We start from the raw sequence: 21,072 nt of genomic DNA, 5'->3' as shown, positions 1-21,072 counted from the left end.
GACCTGCCGCCCCTGGCCACCGGCTGAGCCCCGCCGGGCCGCCCGGCCCGGCTACGGAAAGCCCGACGGCGTCCGGCCGATACTTGGCCGGACGCCGTCGTCGCATGTTCTGCGCTGTTGTTAATGGTGCGGCTACGCATGCGCCGAGGCGCGGTGGCGAAGTCCGTCCCGCGCGCCCGTCCTCTTTACCAAACTCCACGCCATCAGGTCGCTGAGCAGCCCAGATACCGAGCTACGGCTCGACGGCCGATGGTTCACGGCGGGTGCTCGATCCCCTGAGCCCCCTGCACCAGTCAGTCCAGGCATGCCCGCAGCAGCCGGCCGAACAGCGACCTGGCTCGGCCCGCCTTCGTCGTTATCCCGTCGCCGTCGCTTGACCTCCTCGGGCAGTACCACCGGAACCGGTTACCCGGGCCGACGGTGAGTTGCCCTCCATCAGATCGCCTTGGCCTGCGCGCCGATGTCCGGGAAGGCCGACTGTGCGTCTGCCTCGGCGTACGTCTGGCCGGCGTTGTTCAGCAACGCCGCGAACGTACCCATCAACTCGATGGCACCGGCAGCGTCCTGCATGACCTGAATCAACTGGGGGTTGACCGCTGCGGCGAACTGCGCTCCGCCGTCGGCGAGGGGGTCCGGGGTCCACGTCAGGCCGCCCAGCTGGTGCGAGTCCGAAACCGTACCGCAATCCTGGCCGAACAGGTTGGGATCGTCGATGGCGGCCTGCACCTGCTTCTTCGCGTCCTCGTACCCTTCGGTAGCCAGCGCGCATTCGTCGACCCAGGTCTGCTCCGTCGCGTGCAGCGTGCCGAGGTCGATCATGAAGGGCGCACTGTCCGGAAGGGTGGGCATGGCGCCGCCCGATCCGCCTCCCGGCTTGCCGGGCACGAAGTCCGGGGCCACGTTGTAGGCCGTGCTCAGCGTCGGCATCCCCTCCATGAACAGGAGCTCGTCCTGTAGGACCCCCAGAACTTGGGATTCCGGGGATGTGCCGCTGGTGTCGGAATTCTTCGTCGCCGAGACCCCGTAGACGTCTTCGTAGCTTTGGGCCGCCTTCTTCTGATCGCTTGAGCTCGGGTCGATGTTCGGTACCCAGGGGTCGCCGTCGTATTGCGATGCGATAGGGCTCAGGTTATCGGTCATGGGACACCCCGCTCTCTCAGGCCAGCGGCCTTCTGATCGACCATTCATGATGACGTGTTGCCCGGCGCGGTTTCGACGTCCTCGTTCGTGGACGTCATCCGGCGCCCGGAAGAGGAGCTACTCAATCTCCGGCCATCCCGCGACCCTTAACGTGCGGACATATATGTGGGTGCCTCCGGGGTGGGAAGAGGAGACGTGCGGGATGGCTGACACGAACGGCGACGGTGAGGCATTGATCCATGTGGACCGGGAGCTGTTCGAACCCGCGACCGGCGACCCGGCGGGTCAGGACCTCCAGGCGTCCGATTCCGTGAACTCCGCCCCGAACTCCTCTGCGACTCAACCGGCGGTCGACGGGCACGCCTCCGCCTCCGGTGATGCCGGACAATCGCCTGACAGCGGACCGCTGATTCATCTGGACAGGGGTTTCTTCAGCCGCGCGACCAGCGAGAGCGGCGACGGAGGCAGCGTCGGCCGGGGAGACGCTGGGCACACAGACCGGTCCGGGCACGGAAACAGCACCTCGACTTCCGCTACTCCGCCCGCGGCGGATCACGCGAACGGCGGCGGCATGCCCGGGGCGGGGGCGGGTACCGCAGCCGGCGGCAGGCAGAACGAGGCCGTGCCCCGGCACGGCTCGACGGCGCCGACCCAGCATTCGTCCACCTCGCATGACGCTACGACACCGGCTCAGCAGTCATCGACATCGCATGACGCTGCGGCACCGGCGCAGCAGTCATCGACGTCGCATGAATCGCCGACACCGGCGAACTCGACGACTACGACACCCAGCTCGGGCGACTCTGCCTCCAGCCAGGGCATGTCACAGGGACAACCCCTCGTCGAACGCACCATCGACGGCCAGCACTTGTGGGGCTCGCAAACGCAGGACGGCGGCTGGATTTCCCAGGACGGAAAGACTTATGTCTCCAATGGTGGTGAGGTCCAGCATGGTCTGACGGCGCCGGATGGTTCGTTTCTGCCGAATGGTGAAGTCCGGCAGATCGATGGTCATTCGGTTTATGGCTCTCGGTTGGATGACGGGTCGTTCCGGTCGGAGGACGGCGGCACGATGGTCTCGGCCGATGGTGCGGTCGAGCATGGGCGAACGGCGTCTGATGGTCACTTTTTGACGGAGCATTCTGTTGACGGCCGGCAGATGTGGGGTTCGGATACACGGGACGGCGGCTGGATCTCTCAGGACGGCACGGCCTACGTCTCCGGTGACGGTGCCGTCGAACATGGGCTGACCGCGCCGGACGGTTCGTTCCTGCCGAATGGCGAAGTCCAGCAGATCGATGGCCAGTCGGTTTACGGCAGCCGTCTGGACGACGGATCGTTCCAGTCCCAGGACGGGACGACGATGGTCACCGCTGACGGAGCCGTCGAGCACGGCCGGACCCTGCCCGATGGGCAGTTCCTCACCCAGCGGACCATTGACGGCCGGGATTTGTGGGGCTCGGGTACGCAGGACGGGGGCTGGGAATCCCAGGACGGATCGGTCCACGTTTCCGGTGACGGCGAAGTCCAACGCAGCCTGACAGCACCGGCCGTCGCCTCTCCGACGGACGGCCAAGCGCAGCAGGTCGACGGTCGGACGGCTTTCGGTACTGGTCTGGGTGACGGTTCGTTCGCGTCGCAGGACGGGACGACGACGGCCACCTCGGACGGCTCCGCCGGTGGCGGCGCGACGACGTCGGGCGGGCAGACCCTGCCGGACGGGTCGTTCGCGCCGGACGGCCAGGCAGCTTCGGACGGGCAGATGGCGTCGGGTGAGTCGTACCCGTCCGATGGCGGTGTGTCGGGCGGTGACGGCACCACGGCGGCGACGGACGGCGGCGTTGCCGACAACGGGTCGACGGCATCGGCCGATCAGACCATGACGGGCGGTCAGGTCACCTCGGATGGCCAGGCCACGACGGGCGGTCAGGTCACGTCGGACGGCCAGACCACGACGGGCGGTCAGGGCGCCTCGGACGGCCAGACGGCGACGGCCGCGCAGGCTGCGGCGGACGGGTCTTCCACGGGCGCCGACGGCCTGTCGAGCGGGGACGGCACGGGGACGGCGAACGCGACGGACGGCGGTGTCGCCGGCGACGGGTCGACGACGACGCAGGGCGCGTCCGACAGCACCTCGTCTGACAGCACCTCGTCTCTCACGTCGCGGACGGTGGGTGGTCAGACTTTGTTGGGCACCAGCACCGCCGACGGGGGGTGGCTGTCGCAGGACGGGACCGTGTACGTCTCCAGCGACGGTCAGGTCGAGAACGGGCTGACCGCGCCGGACGGCTCGTTCCTGCCGAACGGCCAGGTGCGGACCGTCAACGGTCAGCAGATGTACGGAAGCGTGCTGAGTGACGGGACGTGGCAGTCGGAGGACGGGACGACCCAGATCAGCCCGGACGGCACGGTCGCGACCGGACAGACCACGTCGGACGGGTCCTTCCTCACCTCGCGGACCGTGGACGGCCAGACGCTGTTGGGGACCAGCACCTCGGACGGAGGATGGATCTCCCAGGACGGGAACGCCTATGTCTCGGCGAGCGGAGAGGTCGAGCACGGCCTCAGCACCCCGGACGGCAGTTTCCTGAAGGACGGGGTCACCAAGACCCTGCCCAACGGCCAGGTTCTCTACGGCTACATGTCCGGCGGTGACTTCTACTCGTCCGACGGCTCGACCGTCGTCCTGGCGGACGGCACCGTCCTCAACGGCACGCTCGACTCGCAGTCCGGCCTCTTCACCGCGTCCGACGGCTCCACCTATCTCGTCACCGACAACGGCATCGAAAGCGCCACGAAACAGAGCGACGGCTCGTTGCTTCTAGCCAACGGGCAGACGGTGATGACCCCCGGAGCGTGGGCCGTGGACATCGGCCACCTCGGAGACGCCATCACATTGGTACAGAACCGGGCCGATGTGATCCAGGAAAATATCAAGGTCATCCAGGATCAGTACATGAACATCGAATTCGCCTGGACGGGTCCGGCCGGTAAGACCTTCCAAGACGTGGCCTTCGAGGCCGATGGCACCATGACGGCCCTCCAGGATCTCCTCACCGAGATGATCGAACGCATGACGACCAGCAGGAACAACTACATCAACGCCGAGACCACCAACGTCTCCAATCTGCAGGTCTCCTGAGGGGGTACCCGACCATGCAAAGCATTCCCAAGGACTACAACTCCAGCAAGCTCGCGGTAGATCCGATCACGCTGAGCGACAGCTGTGACAAATTGACCGATGCCGCTCAGAACATCGGTACCGCATTGGGTGACATCATGAACTGTCTGAGTGAGCTGAGGATTTCCTGGACCGGTGACTCGGCGGACGTGGCCGATGATTTCAACCAGCGCTGGTCGAAGGTGACGGGTGAACTCTACGGTACCGAGGCCGCTCAGATCGTCAATACCCTCACCTTTGGGGGGTTCTACGCCGCCGATCCTGGAGCCGAGGGCGTCATCCCCGCCTTGACCAAAGGTGTCGCCAAGGCGGCCGGGAACTACGCCAACGGCGAGGGTGCCGTGAAGGCGATGTTCTGGAATCTCGGTAACGGGCTGGCGCAGTCCGGCGGTTCGGGTGGTTCGTCGCACACCACCGTGGACCAGCCAAGCGGCATCAACGGAAATTACCACACCACCGCGGTCAACGAAATCGGACTCTGAGGTAGCGCCAGATCATGTCCAACGACTCGAACCAGCTCAAGACCAAAAAATGGGACCCGAATCCCGCGTATAACCTCGGGAATATGCTGATCAATTTCGGCGACCTGCTGTTCGAGAAGTTGAGTAGCATGATCGGCTCTCTGGGTGGCCTGTCGTGGACCGGTAGCGCCTGGCAGGCCATGAAGGATGCCTCCGTCTCGGTGTCGGACGCGGTGAAACAGGTCTGCGAGGAGATCTGGCACACCGGCGAAATGATCAACTATTACGCCCTGGAGCGCACCAGAGAGGAGATTTCACAGACGAAGGATTGGTGGAAGGGGCTCGTCGAAGCTATCGTCGGCTTCGTCCTCGGGGTGCTCTCGTTCGCGCTGCCCGCACTGCTGGCTACGCTCGGGGCGGCGATGGCTGCCATAGGCGGGGTCCTCGAAACGATCGGCAATGCCGTCGAGGCGCTCGGCACAATGGCCTCGAACGCCCTCAAGTTCGTCAGCTACGCCGACAGCTCGGCCAGCGCCTGGGCGAAAATCGGCCAGTTCGGCGTAGACGCTCTCATTTTTTCAGCCGAAGGCTTCGGTATCAACGCGGCCTCGGTGGCCGCGGGCAATGCGGCCGTCGGTCTGCCGACAAGTCTGCAGGAGCTCATCCCGGTCCCCACGTCCCTTGAGGAGGTGCCCGGCTTCATCGCAAACACGCTGCTGTGGGGCGGGTTGGGCGCTGTCGCGGGTATGGCCGTGAAGGGCGCGGCCGACTCGCTCAAGGCGAAGTTCGATGCCAAAAAGGTCAACGTAAACGTCAACACCGCCGATCTTCAGGTCTCGACGGGTGCCGCGACGGGCAAGGGGACCGGGACGGGACTGACGCTGCCGTCGTCGGTCACCTCGGTCGACGCGGCGCTGGTCGACTCGTCCAAGGGCTTCAACAAGTCCGACCTGACGCTGTCCTCGGAGGCCCAGGTCAACTCCGCCACGATCACAACGGCCGGTACCGGCGGGGCTTCGAAGGTCACCTCCACGGCGCCTCGGACCACTGCGGCGGCCGAGCCCGCCACGACCGTCCGGACCGGCGGCGATGCACCGGCCGTATCGAACAAGGTGACCCCGGTGGACGCAGGCGTCTCGCCCGGCGGCTCCTCGGCGGTCAAGGCCGCCACCGACGGCGCCCAGCCGGTGCAGTCCGCCCCGAAGTCCGATGCGGTCGGCACGAACCCCAACGCGACCACGAGCGGAGTCGGGGACAACTCCTCTGGTAGCAGCAGCGCAGTCCTGAAGGACGTCAGCGGTGGCCTGAGCGGAGTGGCCAAGACGGCACAACAGGCTGTGCAGAAGCCGACGGACAGCTCGGCGGTCGGGCAGCAGGCCGGCGCGTCTGGTGCTTCCGGCGCTGCCGAGTCGGTGGGCGCGTCCGGCGCGGTGCGAGGCGTGCGGACGAACCTGGAGGCCCAGCCGACCACTGCCGCGCCTCACGAGACCGTCCCCCAGACCCCGACGCCGTCCCAGACGTCCGGCGCCGGTGACCACACCACGCACGCCGCGGACTCGGCCGCGTCCACGGCGGCAAAGACGATCGACACCGGGTTGAGGCAGACGCAGAACGCGCTGCGCACCGCCGACGACGGCAGCCGTCCGGCTACGCCGGCCACGCCGGAGAGCGCGTCCGCCAGGTCTACCGTCGACAGCGCCCGTTCGGCCACGCCGGCTACCTCTGCCAGGTCTTCTGTTGACAGCGGTCGTGTGTCTACGCCGGACTCGGCGTCCCATGCGGTGTCTGCTGAGGAGAAGGTTTCTCCGGTGCGCTCTGTGCCGGTGGGGAAGCCGAAGGTCATGCAGCCGGCTGATGTGGTGGCGGCGCAGCGGGCCGAACTCGTGGACGGTGGGTCTGGCGCTGGCGCGCACGACACGGCGGGCAGCGCTTCTGTGAGGTCCGCCGCCGACGGGGCGCAACGGGTTCCGAACGCCGGGCGCTATCCGCTCACGTCGGAAGGCGGCCTCGGCGGTCGCCTGCTACAGCCGGCAAAGAGCGCGGCGTCGGCCCCGGCCCGGGTGCCAGGGGCGATCACGAAGCCACTCACCAGGCCGGACAGCGAGTCGGTGCCGGGCACCGCCGGGGTCCGGACGGCGGCCGACGGACTGACGGCGGACAAGACCGCAACGGTGGAACCCGCCGCGGTGATGTCATCGTCCGACGGGGCGCTGCACGGGGCGTCGGCCAAGTCGGCGTCCGAGGTCCGTGGATCCGAACCGAGCACGAAGGGCGAGGTGGCCGGGACCGGGAACGCCGAGCGGGCGTCGGCCGAGGCGCGGCAGTCCACGGCCGACACGGGCGAGCGGACGTCGCAGGCGCAAGCGGCGGCGGGCGGAGCCGAGCGGGCCGCGGGCGACGGGCGGTCGGGCGCGGTCGGGGCGTGGCCGTCCACCAGGTCGGGGGACACCGGTTCTGAGCGGGTGTCGGAGGCCGAGACCGGTCCTCGGGCGGCAGGGCAGGAACACGTGGGGGGCGGCGGAAAGTCCGCGGCGGAACAGCGGAGTGCGGTAGCCGGGAACAAGTCTGCGCCTGCTGCGGCAAAGACCGACGAGGCAAGGTCCTCCTCCGCCGAAGCGGTGCGCACGGAGCAGGAGGCCAAGGGCCCGGAGAGCGCAACCGCCGCCAGTGTGGGCGACCACGTCCGCACGCAGTCCGCCGCGCACGCAACGTCCTCGCACGAGACCGGTTCCGCGCATGAGAAGGACAACGCAGGGTCTGCATCAGCGGGCAGTCGCGACTTTGCCGCGCAGGCCGACAAGTGGCGCTCCTACCTCGCCGGTCGCGACGCCGGTACGGTCCGGCTCCTGGGATTCCTGGAGAAATCCGGCAGGACTAAGGAGGTCCTGAGCCACGGTTACGCGAACTTCAAGGAGAAGGACCTCTACGGCGGCCGCTACCTGGGCAGCGTCGGCCGTGTGCAGGCGGAGGCGGATTTCCACCACGCCGTTCTCAACGACTTCAAGCAGCAGTGGCGGGAGGGCTTCGACGAGGCCAAGTGGTCCGACACCTACGAGCGGCACGCGGCGACCGCCGACCGCTTCTTCGCCAACGCGTCGTCACGCCATCGTGAACTGGAGCACATCGACAGGGACTTCACGAAGGCGGTCGACCAGGTGCGCCAGGACGACATGCGCGGGCGCCATCTGCGCGAGGAAGAGGGCCTGCCCAGCCGGGACGACTTCGAGACCGACCGCTACAAAGAGGCCACGTACGAAGCCGACAACGGCAAGCCGCGTCCCGGCGAGGACGGCTATGTGCCGACCTCCCTGTCGCACCTGCGCGCCGACACCTTCGCGAAGGTCCGCTCGGTCGTCGACAAGGCGTACAAGGAGTTCCCCGACGACCCGGCGGCGCGGCTGAATTCCATCGACCGGCAGACCACGGAACTACGCGAGAACCTGCCGCAGAGGATCGCTCTGCTCGCCGACTCGTCCAGGGAAGTCGAGCACGCCACGCGGCGGTTGGACGAGCGAATCGACCCTGCTGACTACGAGGAGCGGTTCAACGAGCAGCCGGCCCTGGATGCCGAGAACCTCGCCAGGTTCCGTCAGGAGTTCCAGGACGACCTCCACTCGTCCTACCAGCAGGCCCGGAACACAACCGACGTGGGAGCGCGGGCATCGCGGGCCGGTGAGGAATTCGACCACGTCTGGCAGCAGCACGTCGACCGGGTCTTCGAGACGCTGGACAGCAGGATCGGGCACGCCGAGTTCAGGCAGTTCAAGAACGCCGACCTGCAACGGCAGCTGAAGGACGCTTTCAACCGCTACGAGGAGAGCCGGCTGCGCTCCTTCGACCAGGCGGCCCGGGACCGCCTGACCACGGAGCTGACCCACGCCAACGAGAAGGCGGTGGACGAGCACTGGTACGACTACGCGAACAACCCTGACAGCCGGGCCCACGTTCAGCTCCGCTGGGACGGCGATGAGAACCGGCCCGCCCGCTCCTACGACGACAACCGAGCCCGGCTCGACTCCCAGATCGAGGCGCGGTTTGACCACGAACTCGACCTGCGGATTGTCCTTGAGGGCGCCGCCAAGGCGTTCCATGCACTCGGTGGGAAGGCGGTGTCGGAGGCCCCGAAGGGGGAGACGCTCTCATCGGCCGACGCGCTCGCCAAGCTCACCGCCGACGACTTCGGCGTCGAGACCGTGCGTACCTACGACGCGATCTCCGCGCCGTTTGGAAAACACAACATCGACGCGTGGTTGCAGCACGAGAAGAACAACGAGAACACGTTCCAGAACACCCTGGACTCCCTTCCGTCGCCCGAGGCCCCGGCGGCAGCGCCGCACTCGCCCGATTCCGGAACCCGGCCGGAATCGGGACCGGGGAGGGAATCAGCACCTGAGAGCGGAACCGAGCCCGGGCGAGAGACCGAGGCAGGGGCGGAAGCGGCACCCGAGCCCGGAACCCGGCCGGGAGCGGAATCGGCATCGGTGCCCGGGACCGGCCAGGACCACCGCCTGCCGTCCGCCGAGGACCGCTCCGTCGGTGATCAGCTAGTACAGGAAACGGTTCAGCGGCCGGCCGTGTCCCGGGCCACGTCTGTCATCAGCCGGTCCACCGACCGCACCGAGGAAGAGGCCCTCCACGAGTCGGCCTCACGGGAGCAGTCCGCGTCCGCCCGGCCGCAGGATCAGGGGGTGGACCACGCTGGATCGGAGTCCCGTACCACCGCCGCGCAGACAACCGCCGCGGAGACAGCGGACACCCACGCCGACGACGGCCTAGTGCAACTGGCCGCGCAGCAGGAAGAAGCGGCCGTACGGTCGGGGATGTCCAGTGTGTCGGACGTGCGGATCAAGGCATGGCGGAAATACGAGGAGGCCTCGGCCGCGCTCGCATATGCCCGACAGCGCGCCGACGAAGTCGTGCGGAACGAGGGGCTGCAGTGGGAGGTGCACCATGCCCGCCAGCTGGAGGCTTTTGCGTATGAACGTCAACGGCAGGCCGCCCGCGTTGTCAGCAGGTTGAACATGGCCCCGGTATGGGATCGCCTCTTCGATTCTTCTGTCCGGCAGGATGTTGAGGCGCAGGGAAGGATCTCGTCTCCCGGACCGGACACCGAACTCCCGCGGCAGCAGGAGCAGGTGCAGGACGTGCTGCACACCGCCGACGACGGCAGCCGTGCGGCCACGCACGACACGCTGTCCGGCGCCGCGTCGGCCGAGGTGCGGCCGTCCATGACCGACACGGGTGAGCGGACCTCGCAGGCGGAAGCGACGGCGCGTGAGGCTCAGCGTGTCGCGGACGCCCTGCGGTCGGACGCGGCTTCCGCTCGGACCAGGCTGGACCAACTCAAGTCGGAGCTGGAACCGAAGATGGCGGCGGCGCGGCAGCGCCTTGACGCCGACACCGCCGCGGTGGAGGCCGCAAAGACCCGGGAGGCCGAGACCCGGGAGGCCGGCCGCGAGGCGGCGTCGAAGCTTGAGAGCGCCAAGGCGGTGTCCAGGCGTGGCGCGGCGAAGCGGGGCCGAACCGACGGGCTGATCGAGGCGCAGAATGTCCATGATGAGGCATACGCCGAGTTCAGGGCGGCGCGTGAGGACCGGTTGGCAGCGGAGCTGCGCCAGACCGCCAGTGCCGCGCACCTCAATGCGGTGCGGTCGGCGGGGCCCGACGCGGAGTTGGCCGTTCGGTCCGTCGACAGGAGGGTGTGGGAGGCGGAGCTCGCGGCGGCGCGGGCGGACTTGGACCACACGATGCTGCGGCAGCAGCGGGACAACGCCGATGTTCGCCTGGCGGCGCTCGACCGGGTGTTCAAGGCTGAGGGCGCGCTGCGCGAGGCACGGGCGCAGGAACAGTCGACGGCCCAGCGTGTCGTGGCCGCCCTGCGCGAGGACGTGGCTCTCGCTCAGACGAGGCTGGACCAGCTGAAGTCGGAGCTGGAGCCGCAGATAGAGGCGGCGCGGCAGCGCCTCGACAAGGCCACCGCCGCGGTGCAGGCCACGAAGGCCCTGGAGTCCGAGGCCGAGAAGACCGACCGCGAAGCGCTGTCGAAGGTGGAGAGCGCCAACGCGGAGGTCGAGCGTGTGGCGGCGGCCAAGCGGGACGGAACCGCCACCCAGGCGGAGGTCGAGGCGGCGCGTGACGGGCTGGCCAAGGCACAGAAGGCCCGAAAGGCGACACAACGCAAGGTGTATCGAGTGCGCGCGGACCGGAAGGCGGCCGAGCAGCAGCAGCCGGTCACTGAAGCGGACCTCACCGCACTGCGGAGGGTGGTCGCGGACGCGATATGGGCCCATCACACCGCTGAAGTCAAGGCTGCGGCCGCGCAGGCACGGGTGTCCGAGGCCGAGGCATCCCCGCAGGAACACGAGGGGGGCGGCAAGTCCGCGGCGGACCAGCGGTCCGGCCGCACGAACGTCTCCGAGGAAGACCGGCGCCAGGCAGCGGGTCGCAAGGAGACAGCTGCCAGGATCGCCGAGGCGGAGCGCGCGGAGCAGGAAGCAGAGGACACGGGGAACGCGGCCGTCGGCAAGGCGGCCGAGATGCTGGACGGACCGTCCCAAGCCGCGAGGAACGTCGTCAAAGCGAAGGCCGCACTGTACGAGGCCGAGCGGCAGGAGTTGTATGCGCAGGGTGCTGCGCGGGTCGCGGCGATCCGGGCTGAGGCGGCGCGGGTCCGGGCGGATGGTGTATTCGGCGAGCGGCCGGAGCGGGCCGCCGAGGTGACTGCCGCAAAGCCCTGGAAGAGCGTGCTGGGAAGGAGCTCGGACGAGGGCTTGGCCGAGGGCGTTCTGACTCCGGAGCGTCTGGCCTACTACACGGCGTCGTATGCGGGGCGGAAGTTGCCGCTGAGTGATGCGGCCCGTTGGGGTGAGGCCGACGAGTGGGGTGCGTGGGCCGCGCAGCAGTACCGGGACCACGGCACCTCCGCTGTGCAGCCGGTGATCGATGCCCTGGAAGCACGGCTCGCCGCCCTGCGGGAGCAGCCGGAGGCGCGGTCGTCCACGTCCGAGACCGGCAAGCGGTCCTCGCAGGCGGAGCCGACCGTGGACGAGGCTCAGCAGATCGCTGACACCCTGCGGTCGGAGGTGGCCACCGCTCGGGCCACGCTGGAGGAACTCAGGATAGAGCTGCTGCCGCGGATAGAGGAGGCGCGGCAGCGCCTTGAGGCCGACACAGCCGCGGTGGAGGCCGCCAGGACCCGGGAGGCCGCGACCCGGGAGACCGTCCGTGAGGCGGCGTCGACGCTGAAGAGCGCCAAGGCGAAGTCCGGGCGTCTGGCGAAGCGGCGCCGAGCCGCCACCCAGGCGGAGGTCGAGGCGGCGCGTGACGGGCTGGCTAAGGCACAGAAGGCTCATGACGAGGCGCAGGCCGAGTTCAAGGCGGCGCGTGAGGAGTTGCAGGCGGCGGAGCAGCGCCAGATCGCCGGCGACGCGCACTTCACCGCGGAGCGGCGGGTGTTCGCGGACGCGGTGCGGGCACTTGACGACGCTCAGGACAAGGCCAGGGCGGCGCAGGAACACGCGGATCGGCTGGCGGCCAGGCAGGCCGCGGCGGAGCGGGCACAGATCCGGACGGATGCCGAGACCGCGCAGGCGCGCATGTCGCAGGCCGAGGCGGCCACGCGGGCCAAGCTGTCGGATCTCGAGCAGGCGCAGGCAGAGCTCGAAGCCGTGCGGCAGGGGATGGACGCTGCTTCGGCGGACGGGCATGCCGGGCAGGGGAGCAAGGGCGCCGAGACAGCGGCAGTGGCCGCACGGGCGCGGGTGACGCAGGCCCGACGCGCCGTGGAGGACGCCGAGGCGGTCGAGGCGGATGCGCGGGTTGATCTCGCGGCGGTTGATCTTGCGGAGGCGCAAACGGTCCTGGACACGGTTCTGCGACAGCAGCGGGACGATGCCGATGCTCGCGAGGCGGCACTCGACCAGGTGTTCAAGGCTGAGGACGCGCTGCGCGACACTCAGGTGCACGCCGCGGTGGCGCGGGTCGGGTCGGACCGGCGCCAGGCCGCGGTTCGCAAGGAGGCAGCCGCAAAGATCGCCGAGGCGGAGCGCGCGGTCGCAAGGGAGGCGGCGGAGAAGCACGCAGAGGCCACACGCGCGCCGGGTGGGCACGCATACGAGGCCGAGCGGCAGGAGTTGCACGCACAGGGTGCTGCGCGGGTCGCGGCGATCCGGGCTGAGGCGGCGCGGGTCCGGGCGGATGGTGTATTCGGCGAGCGGCCGGAGCGGGCCGCCGAGGTGACTGCCGCAAAGCCCTGGAAGAGCGTGCTGGGAAGGAGCTCGGACGAGGGCTTGGCCGAGGGCGTTCTGACTGCGGAGCGTCTGGCGTACTACACGGCGTCGTATGCGGGGCGGAAGTTGCCGCTGGGTGATGCGGCCCGTTGGGGTGAGGCCGACGAGTGGGGTGCGTGGGCCGCGCAGCAGTACCGGGACCACGGCACCTCCGCTGTGCAGCCGGTGATCGATGCCCTGGAAGCACGGCTCGCCGCCCTGCGGGCGGCCGAGGAGTTGCTGGTCCAGGCTCGGGTGGAGGCCCGGTGGGCGCAGCTCAGGGCGGATCGGGCGGCTGCGGCGTCGAGGAACGCGGAATCGGCTGCGCGGGCGGCACACCAGGACGCGGAGGCGGCGCCGTCCGGCCTTCAGCGGGTGCATCCGGAGGAGTTCATCGATCCGGCAGTGCGGGAGCGTGCGATCAGCAAACGCTTGGCCGAGGCGGAGGCCGCCCTGCAGGTGGCGGAGCAGGCCCATGAGGAAGCCAAGGCGAAGCTGGACGAGAAACGGGAGAGCGAGGCCACGGACTCGCCGGAGGTCAAGGCCGCTCAGGCCCGGGCCTCGGAGACGGCTCGTGACCTGTCCGTGAAGACGGCGACGGTCAAGGCGGCGACGGAGGCACTGCGGCAACGTCAGGCCGAAAAGGCCGCGTTCGCGGCAGCACAGAAGCGGGTCGCCAAGGCTGAGAACGCCCTGAAGCGCGAGCAGGAGAAACTGGCGTCGGCCCAGGGCGACTTGGCCACGGAGTTGCGGGAGAAGGACGCCACCGGCGCACGCAGGACGGCAGCACTGGACCTGGTGCACAAGGCCGAGGACGCTGTCCGGGCCGCAGAACGGAAACTGCGCAAGGCGCGGGGGGAAGCGGTACCGCAGGAACGGGATACCCCCGCGGCACACGAGATGGTGATGGCACGCTTCTTCACCGACCCCGCCCGAGCGGGACAGAAGGGGGCGCGGAGGACTCAGGACGGAGCGGAGAGCACTCGGGACGGGACCGGCGAACGGCGCGGCACCGACGCAGAAAATCTCACGGCATACTGGTCGAGGAAGGCCGAGCAGGCGCGGCTCGACGCGTCGGATGCACAGCGGGAGGCGGCCGAGGCCGCGGTGCACGCGGACCGGGTGAAGGCCGAACTCGGCCCGAAGCAGGAGCCGCTCGGACAGCGGACCGCCGAGGCGGCAGGGGCGCGGCTCGATGCCGCCGAACAGCCCCGGAGCGAGACGCCGTCGAAGCCGGCGGCGGCGACGTCGGACACCCAGGCGGCTGCTCAGGCGGAGGTGCGCGGGAGCGCTGAGGCGCAGACGGTCAGCGATCTGCGCAGCCGGCTGGCCGAGGCCGAACAGACCGTCGGTGACATGGCGGCGAGGGCCGAGGTGGCACAGATCCTGACGGATCACCTCGCCGAACGCGCGGACCTGGCCGCGGCCGGCCATAAGCAGCCGGACACCGCGGTACTCGGTGCGCAGGAGACCTCGTGGCACGCCCTGGTGACGGGGCGGGACTTCGACCCGCGGCGCGACGACCTGACCGCGGAACGCGTCGCGTATCTGGTGGAGCGCTATGCGCTCCGGCAGCGGGCGGTGACGGAACCCCGGTCGAACCTGATGAAGGGGGCACAGCAGGCCAAGGCATGGGGTGCCTTGGCGGCGAAGGAGTTCGAGCGCGGGGGCCGACCTGTCGTACAAGAGGTGATGGACGCGTTGACGTCCCATCTCCTCGATCTGCGGCAGGCAAGGCGGGAGGTGCTGCACGAGTGGGCCGTGCAGCGGCAGGAGGACGCCGCGCGCGCTCAGGCGCTCAGGTCCGGGATGTCACAGGAGGCCGCCGAGGACTGGGCGGACCATCTCCGTGAGGCGTCGCAATCACGCGATGCCGCGGCGATGCGCGAGGCATGGGCGGACATCCAGCGCGCGACGGACGGCGTGGCGGGCTGGAAGGACCGGCCTGCGGCCGGTGAGAGCGCGCCCGGTACGAAGGACCCCTCGGCCGTCAGCGAGGACACGTCAGCACGTGACAGCGGCTTGGATACGTGGAGCGAGCCGGACGCAGACGCCGAGAGCGCGTACGGCGACCACAGCGACGCCGAACCGGACACCACCGCTGCCGACAGGTTGGAGAGCGAACCGGAGCTCCAGCTCCAGATGTCCGAGGACAGCGGCGCGGCCTCCGGCAGGCAGGCGCAGCCGCAGGTCGCAGTGGCAGAACGGCCCGAGGCCGAGTCGCCGCTCTCCGCCTCCATGGCCGAGTTGCTGAAGGGGATCGACGCACCAGAGAAACCCCACCTTGCGGCCGAGGAAGCGGAGGAGGCGTCCGCCGCCGAGCCCACGCGCACGGACGCGACCGACGGCCAAGAGAACGCCGACGGCTCCGACCGTCCGCAGACCGAAGGGGACACCGCGCAGGGCGGTCGGTCCGGTGATCCCGTTACCGGCGACGCGGCTGTCGCTGATCGCCCTGCGGCTGCGGAGACGGCCGCGACCACGGCCCCCGCGCGCACCGCTGAGTCCCGGGCGCGGGATGCCGCCACCGCCGGTCAGCACGCCACCGCAGAGTCCGCGGATGCCCCGGCGGGCGAGTGGACCGGCCGGGCCACGCCGGAGGATGTGGCTCGTTACCGTGCGGAGCTGCAGGAGTTGGACCGCAAGGCGCAGGAGGTCTACCGGACCGTGCGGCAGGCGGTCGCGGACGCCACGCCGAAGCACCAACCGGAGTCCGCCGCCGGTGGTCAGCACACCACCGCGGAGGCTGCGGGCGCCCTGGCGGGCGAGGAGACCGTGCGGCCGGAGCGCCGGGCCACGCCGGAGGATGTGGCCCGTTACCAGGCAGAGCTGCAGCAATCGGCCCGCAAGGCGCAGGAGGACGCGTCGGCCGCGCGGCAGGCGGTCGCGGACGCCACGGTGAAGCGTCAAGCGGCCGAGGCCGAACTGTCCGCTGCCCGCTGGCGGTTGGAGACCGAGGTCGAGGCGAACCTTGCCGCGGACGCGGTGCACAAGGACGCGCAGCCCGCCGGCGGCCGTTCCGCGACAGCCGTCACCAGTGCCAAGAGGCCGGCCCACGAACCCAGCACCGTCACGACGCCGTCCGAGACCGCGGGGAACGAGCCGTCGCCCGCTCCCGCAGAATCCTCCAAGGTGGCGGACCCGGTCGGGGACCTACGCCAGGCGCAGGACGAGCTGTTCCGACTGATGGCGGACTGGAACGAGCAACGCGTCAAGGAGACTGCCGCGGCTGCTCACGCCTCTGCGGAGACGGTGCGTCAGGTCGAAGCCGAGGGCGGCAAGGCCCCCGAAACAGCGGTACGGCAGGCGGCCGCTGACGAGTTGGCGGCACAAGCGGCCCGCGCCGAGGCCGACCGCTTGAAGAAGCAGCGGCAGGCCGCGGCGCAGGCGCAGGCGTCCGAAACCAGGCCGCCGGCCCCGGACACCATCCAGAACATCGGCTTCACCGGAGCGAGGTTCGTCGGCAGCCAGGAACTCTCCACGTCGAACCGCGTCTCCCCGCTGCTGCCGACGAGTGACCGGGCGATCATCCTGGGCGGCTCGTTCAGTGTCGCCTACAACCGCATGCACCTGGACGGGCGTTGGATGACCGCGACCGAGGTGGCGCAGTACATCAGGCAGCAGACGTCCTGGGACCCGGACCACCGCCTACCGGTCGTCCTCATGGCGGGCCAGGCCGGACGCGAGAACGTGCGGGCCGGTCTGCCGTCGTTCGCCGAGCAGGTGGCCGAAGACCTGAACACCCCGGTCGTCGCCCCGGTGGGACAGCCGGTCCAGCTCGGCGCCACGGAGTTCGTCTCCGGAACGCCGGTCCGCCGCGAAGCGGACCGCGCGGAACTGCGCGTCGACACGGGCGAGGGCTTCGCGCTGAGTGAGCCGGGACAGCGCAGGGAGAGCCAGCCCGTCCCCGACCTGGCTGCAGCCCTGAGCGCCCTGGGAGCCACCCTGGAGCCCGGCGCCGTGCCCCCGACCGAGCCGGTCGTCTGGAGCTTCGGCCCGGAGGCACCGGCAGGCATCGCCCGCTACACCGCGCCACCTACCCGGGTTGACGCCGCGCCGGACGCCGACAGCCCTGTCGGTCCCGGGGCGTCCGCAGGTACGGATGCCGCCCCGGACACCGAGGACTCGGTCGGCGATCCGCTGGTCCACCGGGTTCCCACCATCGGCGGTGCGTGGATCCGGGCCTCCTTCCCGGAGGCGGCGTGGCAGATACGCGGCGAGGCCTATACGTACCTGCCCGATTTGACGGAGTACGTGCAATACCGTGTCGGTGTCAACCCGAAGACGGGAGAGCCAGAGCGGCAAAGCAGGAAGCGGCCGTTGCCCTGGCTTCCCAAGTCCGGCTCCAGGCCCGGCGTAGATGCGCCGCAGGTGCATTTCTGGGGTTCGCACGCCGACGCCCGGAGCTTTGCGCTCGCCCAGTCGGTCGGCAAGAGCCGCCGGGTCGGCGGCAAGGAGACCGGTCGCACGCTGAACCGGCGTGCGAGCTTCGCGGCCTTGCCCAGGACCGACATCCTGGTCGTGCTCGGCTGTGAAGCGGGCCAGGCGCAGGAATTGGCGGACGAGATCGGGATGGACATCGTCGTTCCTCAGGGCAATATTGATGTGCTGCCGCCCCTGGACGGCCGTGACCCGGAGTTGTCCCTGATCGAAGACGCTCAGGGGCGGGAAACCGACTTTGTGTGGTACCGTCCGCGCCGGCCGTTCGCTGCGGCCCCGGAGCCGACGGCCGGGTCGTCGGCCCCGTCAACGGACGACTGGGCTCCCGCCACCGAGGTCCCCCGTAGGGATTACCAGAACGCCGTCGCTCTGGAGGTGGAGGACCCGCACATTGTGGAGGCGGTGCCTGGGATGTCCCTGCCTGACCCTGGTGCGCCGCTGGCCACGGCGCCGGGTGTCACGGTGGTCCTGAGCCAGATGGACTTCCACCAGGGTGATGGCGGTGTGTGGTATCCGGGGCCCGCGGTGGAGCCCGGGCAGCCGGTGCAGACGGCGCCTGTCGCGAAGTTCGTGGTCGATTTCGTGGGGGTGGGTGAGGACCAGCAGGGCCAGCGTGTGGGATCCGCGATGGCGGCGCTGGCGGCGGGTCGCGAGATGCTGCGCTACACCGATTCCGCGCGGACCTCCTTGGACATGGACGTGCTTCTGGGGAACCGGCGGGAGTGGGACGTTACGGCGGCGGGCCGGACGGTCAGGGTCCTGCCCGGTGCCGTTGGCGCGCCCTTGGTCCGGCTCGTGCTGGGTGCTCCGGACAGCGTCGAGACGGTTGTACAGCATTCTGTGCTCCAGGCTTTCGGGCCCTTCCTGGAGTTGGCGAGCAGTACGGCTTTGCGGGATCTCCTCGGCGCTGCGCGGGGACAGCTTCCCGTGTTCGACGTGCCGTCCATTGTCGGGATGCTCGGCGGGTTCGCGTTGGGGGCAGCGCTGGGCGCCGACGAGTACGAGCGTCTGCGCAGTCTGGTGGTGGAGGTGTCGACCGCGGTCCGGAACCACTTCGGCTCCGGGGGCTTCGAGGAGGTGCTCGGCATCGTGCGGGAGGCCGAGTCCGCGCTTCATGATCTCGACCCCGGCTGGCTCGTACCGAGCGCACGGCAGACGCTGGGTGCGGGTGCTGCTGTTGCCACGGACCTGGATCGCATCGTCCCGCAGCCGCTGGTCGAGTCCCGTAAACGACTGTTCTTCGTGCCAGCCAATCGGCACCCCCTAACTGTTTGGCGCGATGGTTTGGTGCCCCCCGGTGGCGGCCGGAGCATCGTCAGCCATGTCGAGCAGGGGAAGGACTACAGACATTCCCTCTTTGTGGGCGCCTTCGGTTCGGCCGTGGAGGCTGCGGGGCAGCTGAGCCGTGGGTTCGTCTTCGAGATCGATGCGCCGGGCGGTATCGACGTCAGGGCGACGCTCGGCTATGAACTGGGCCCCGGTGCGGTGGAGGCGCTCTTCGCGGGCGGTTCCGCGCGCCGCTTCGTCAAGGGCGCCTGGCAGATCAGCGCCGGAATCAGGATCGAGTACCAGAGGTGGTTCCCGAATCCGGGCTTCGCGACCGAGCTCGAGGCCCCGGTCGCAGTCGCGGGTGCGCCGGAGGCGCCGGCTGTCGAGGGGTCTGCGGCTGGTGGTGCCGCCGGGTCTGAGATGGTCTGGGAGCCGTCGTCCGGGGGCGGGGTGCCAGGGGCTGTTGCGCAGGGTGTGGAGCATCCTGTGGTGGTGGCTTTCCGGCCGTTCTTGTTGGAGTTGGCGGGTGGTCGGCCGCTGCCGGTGCCTGATGGTGGTCCTGCCCGGGTTCTGCTCACTGAGGTCCAGGCGCGGTCTTTGCTGCGGTTGCTTGAGGGGTTCGCGCAGGGAAGGCCGCTGAAGCGTGTCGCGTACGCGCGGCTGCGGGTGCTGGTGGAGGCCGTGGCGCGGGCGGTGCGGGCGGAGCCGTCGCGGACCGGAGCCTTGTCGGGTGAGGTCCGTGAGGGGGCGCTTGGCGTCGTGCGGGAGGTGGAGTCCGTTGTTGGGCTGCTCGACCCGGCTGCCCGGGCGGGCGCTGTCGTGGTGGAGGTGGAGGACCCGCACATCGTGGAGGCGGGGCCGTTGATGTCCCTGCCTGCTATTGGTGTGCCGTTGGCCGAGGGGCCGGGTGTCACGGTGCTCTTGAGCCAGATGGACTTCCATCTGGGTGATGGCGATGTGTGGTATCCGGGGCCCGCGGTGGAGCCCGGGCAGCCGGTGAAGACTGCGCCTGTCGCGAAGTTCGTGGTCGATTCCGTGGGGGTGGGTGAGGGGGAGCAGGGCCGCAGTGCTGCGCTGGTGGCGCTGGCGCGGGGCCGTGCCGCGCTGCGCTCGACCGATGTGGCGAAGTCCTGGTCGGGCCTGGACGTGCTTCTGGGAGAGCTGCGCGGGTGGACCGTCACGGCGGAGGGCCGGAAGGTCAGTGTCCTGCCCAGTGCCGGTGGTGCGCCTCCGGTCCAGCTCATGCTGGGTGGTCCGGCCGGCGGTCTGCGGCTGTTCCGGGAACAGCTGTCCGAGGACAAACTGTCCGAGGACAAACTGCAAGAGGCCGTCCAGAGGGTTCCTGTGGTGGCGGCTTTCGTGCCTTTCCTGGAGTTGGCGGGCAGGGCGGGCTTGCCGGATCGCAACGGCGGTACGCGGGCACCGCTTTCCGGGGCCAGGGTGCAGTCCTTTGCCGGGATGCTCGGCAGGTTCGCGTTGGGGACAGCGCTGAGCCCCGACGAGTACGAGGATCTGCGCAGTCTGGTGGTGGAGGTATCGACCGCGGTCCGGGACCACCTCCGCTCCGGGGGCTCTGAGGAGGCGCTCGGTATCGTGTGGGGGGCCGAGTCCGCGCTTCATGATCTCGACCCCGGCTGGCTCGTACCGAGCGCACGGCAGACGCTGGGTGCGGGTGCTGCTGTTGCCACGGACCTGGATCGCATCGTCCCGCAGCCGCTGGTCGAGTCCCGTAAACGACTGTTCTTCGTGCCAACCCTTCGACACCCCCCAACTGTTTGGCGCGAAGGTTTGCGGCCCCCCGGTGGTGGCCGGAGCATCGTCAGCCACATCCAGCAGGGGAAGGCGTACAGAAATTCCGGCTTCGTGGACGCTTTCGGTTCGGCCGGGGAGGCTGCGAAGGGGTGGAGCTCGGGGTTCGTCTTCGAGATCGACGCGCCGGGCGGTATCGACGTCAGGGCGACGCTCGGCTATGAACTGGGCCCCGGTGCGGTGGAGGCGCTCTTCGCGGGCGGTTCCGCGCGCCGCTTCGTCAAGGGCGCCTGGCAGATCAGCGCCGGAATCAGGATCGAGTACCAGAGGTGGTTCCCGAATCCGGGCTTCGCGACCGAGCTTCCGGTCGCGGGTGCGGGGCCGGTCGCGGGTGCGCTGGAGGCGCCTGCTGTCGAGGGGTCCGTGGCTGGCGGTGACGGCGGGGCGGTCACGTGGCCGTACGTCGGGGCACTCAGTGCCGAGGACCGTGAGGAGTTCCTCGGCACTGTCGACAAGGTCCGGGAGGTTCTTCCGCAGCTCGATCCCGTGCGGGCGGCAGAGGATG

General features: G+C 69.6%; 4 protein-coding genes. 3 read left to right on the top strand and 1 reads right to left on the bottom strand.

Annotated elements, in window-relative coordinates:
- Positions 1 to 435: 435 nt before the first annotated feature.
- Positions 436 to 1,140, bottom strand: a complete 705-nt coding sequence (locus tag AB0N07_RS44140; protein WP_365845418.1) for a hypothetical protein — start codon at positions 1,138 to 1,140, stop codon at positions 436 to 438.
- 202 nt (positions 1,141 to 1,342) lie between these two features.
- On the opposite strand from AB0N07_RS44140, the gene AB0N07_RS44135 reads away from it, so the two are divergent.
- The 3 genes from AB0N07_RS44135 to AB0N07_RS44125 form a co-directional block, all read left to right on the top strand.
- Positions 1,343 to 4,282 carry a WXG100 family type VII secretion target gene (locus AB0N07_RS44135; RefSeq protein ID WP_365845416.1) on the top strand — a complete coding sequence of 980 codons (2,940 nt, stop codon included), beginning with the start codon at positions 1,343 to 1,345 and terminating at the stop codon, positions 4,280 to 4,282.
- A 14-nt stretch (positions 4,283 to 4,296) separates the two neighbouring features.
- Positions 4,297 to 4,803: a hypothetical protein gene (locus AB0N07_RS44130; RefSeq protein WP_365845414.1), complete on the top strand. Its 507-nt coding sequence runs from the start codon at positions 4,297 to 4,299 to the stop codon at positions 4,801 to 4,803.
- An 83-nt stretch (positions 4,804 to 4,886) separates the two neighbouring features.
- Positions 4,887 to 21,072, top strand: a 16,186-nt coding sequence (locus AB0N07_RS44125; RefSeq protein ID WP_365845412.1) for a hypothetical protein, incomplete at its 3' end; no start/stop codon positions are given.

Origin of the sequence: Streptomyces sp. NPDC051172, from assembly GCF_040682555.1 — a bacterium.
Classification (GTDB): Bacteria; Actinomycetota; Actinomycetes; order Streptomycetales; family Streptomycetaceae; genus Streptomyces.
This window is presented reverse-complemented; position numbering and strand designations above follow the sequence as displayed.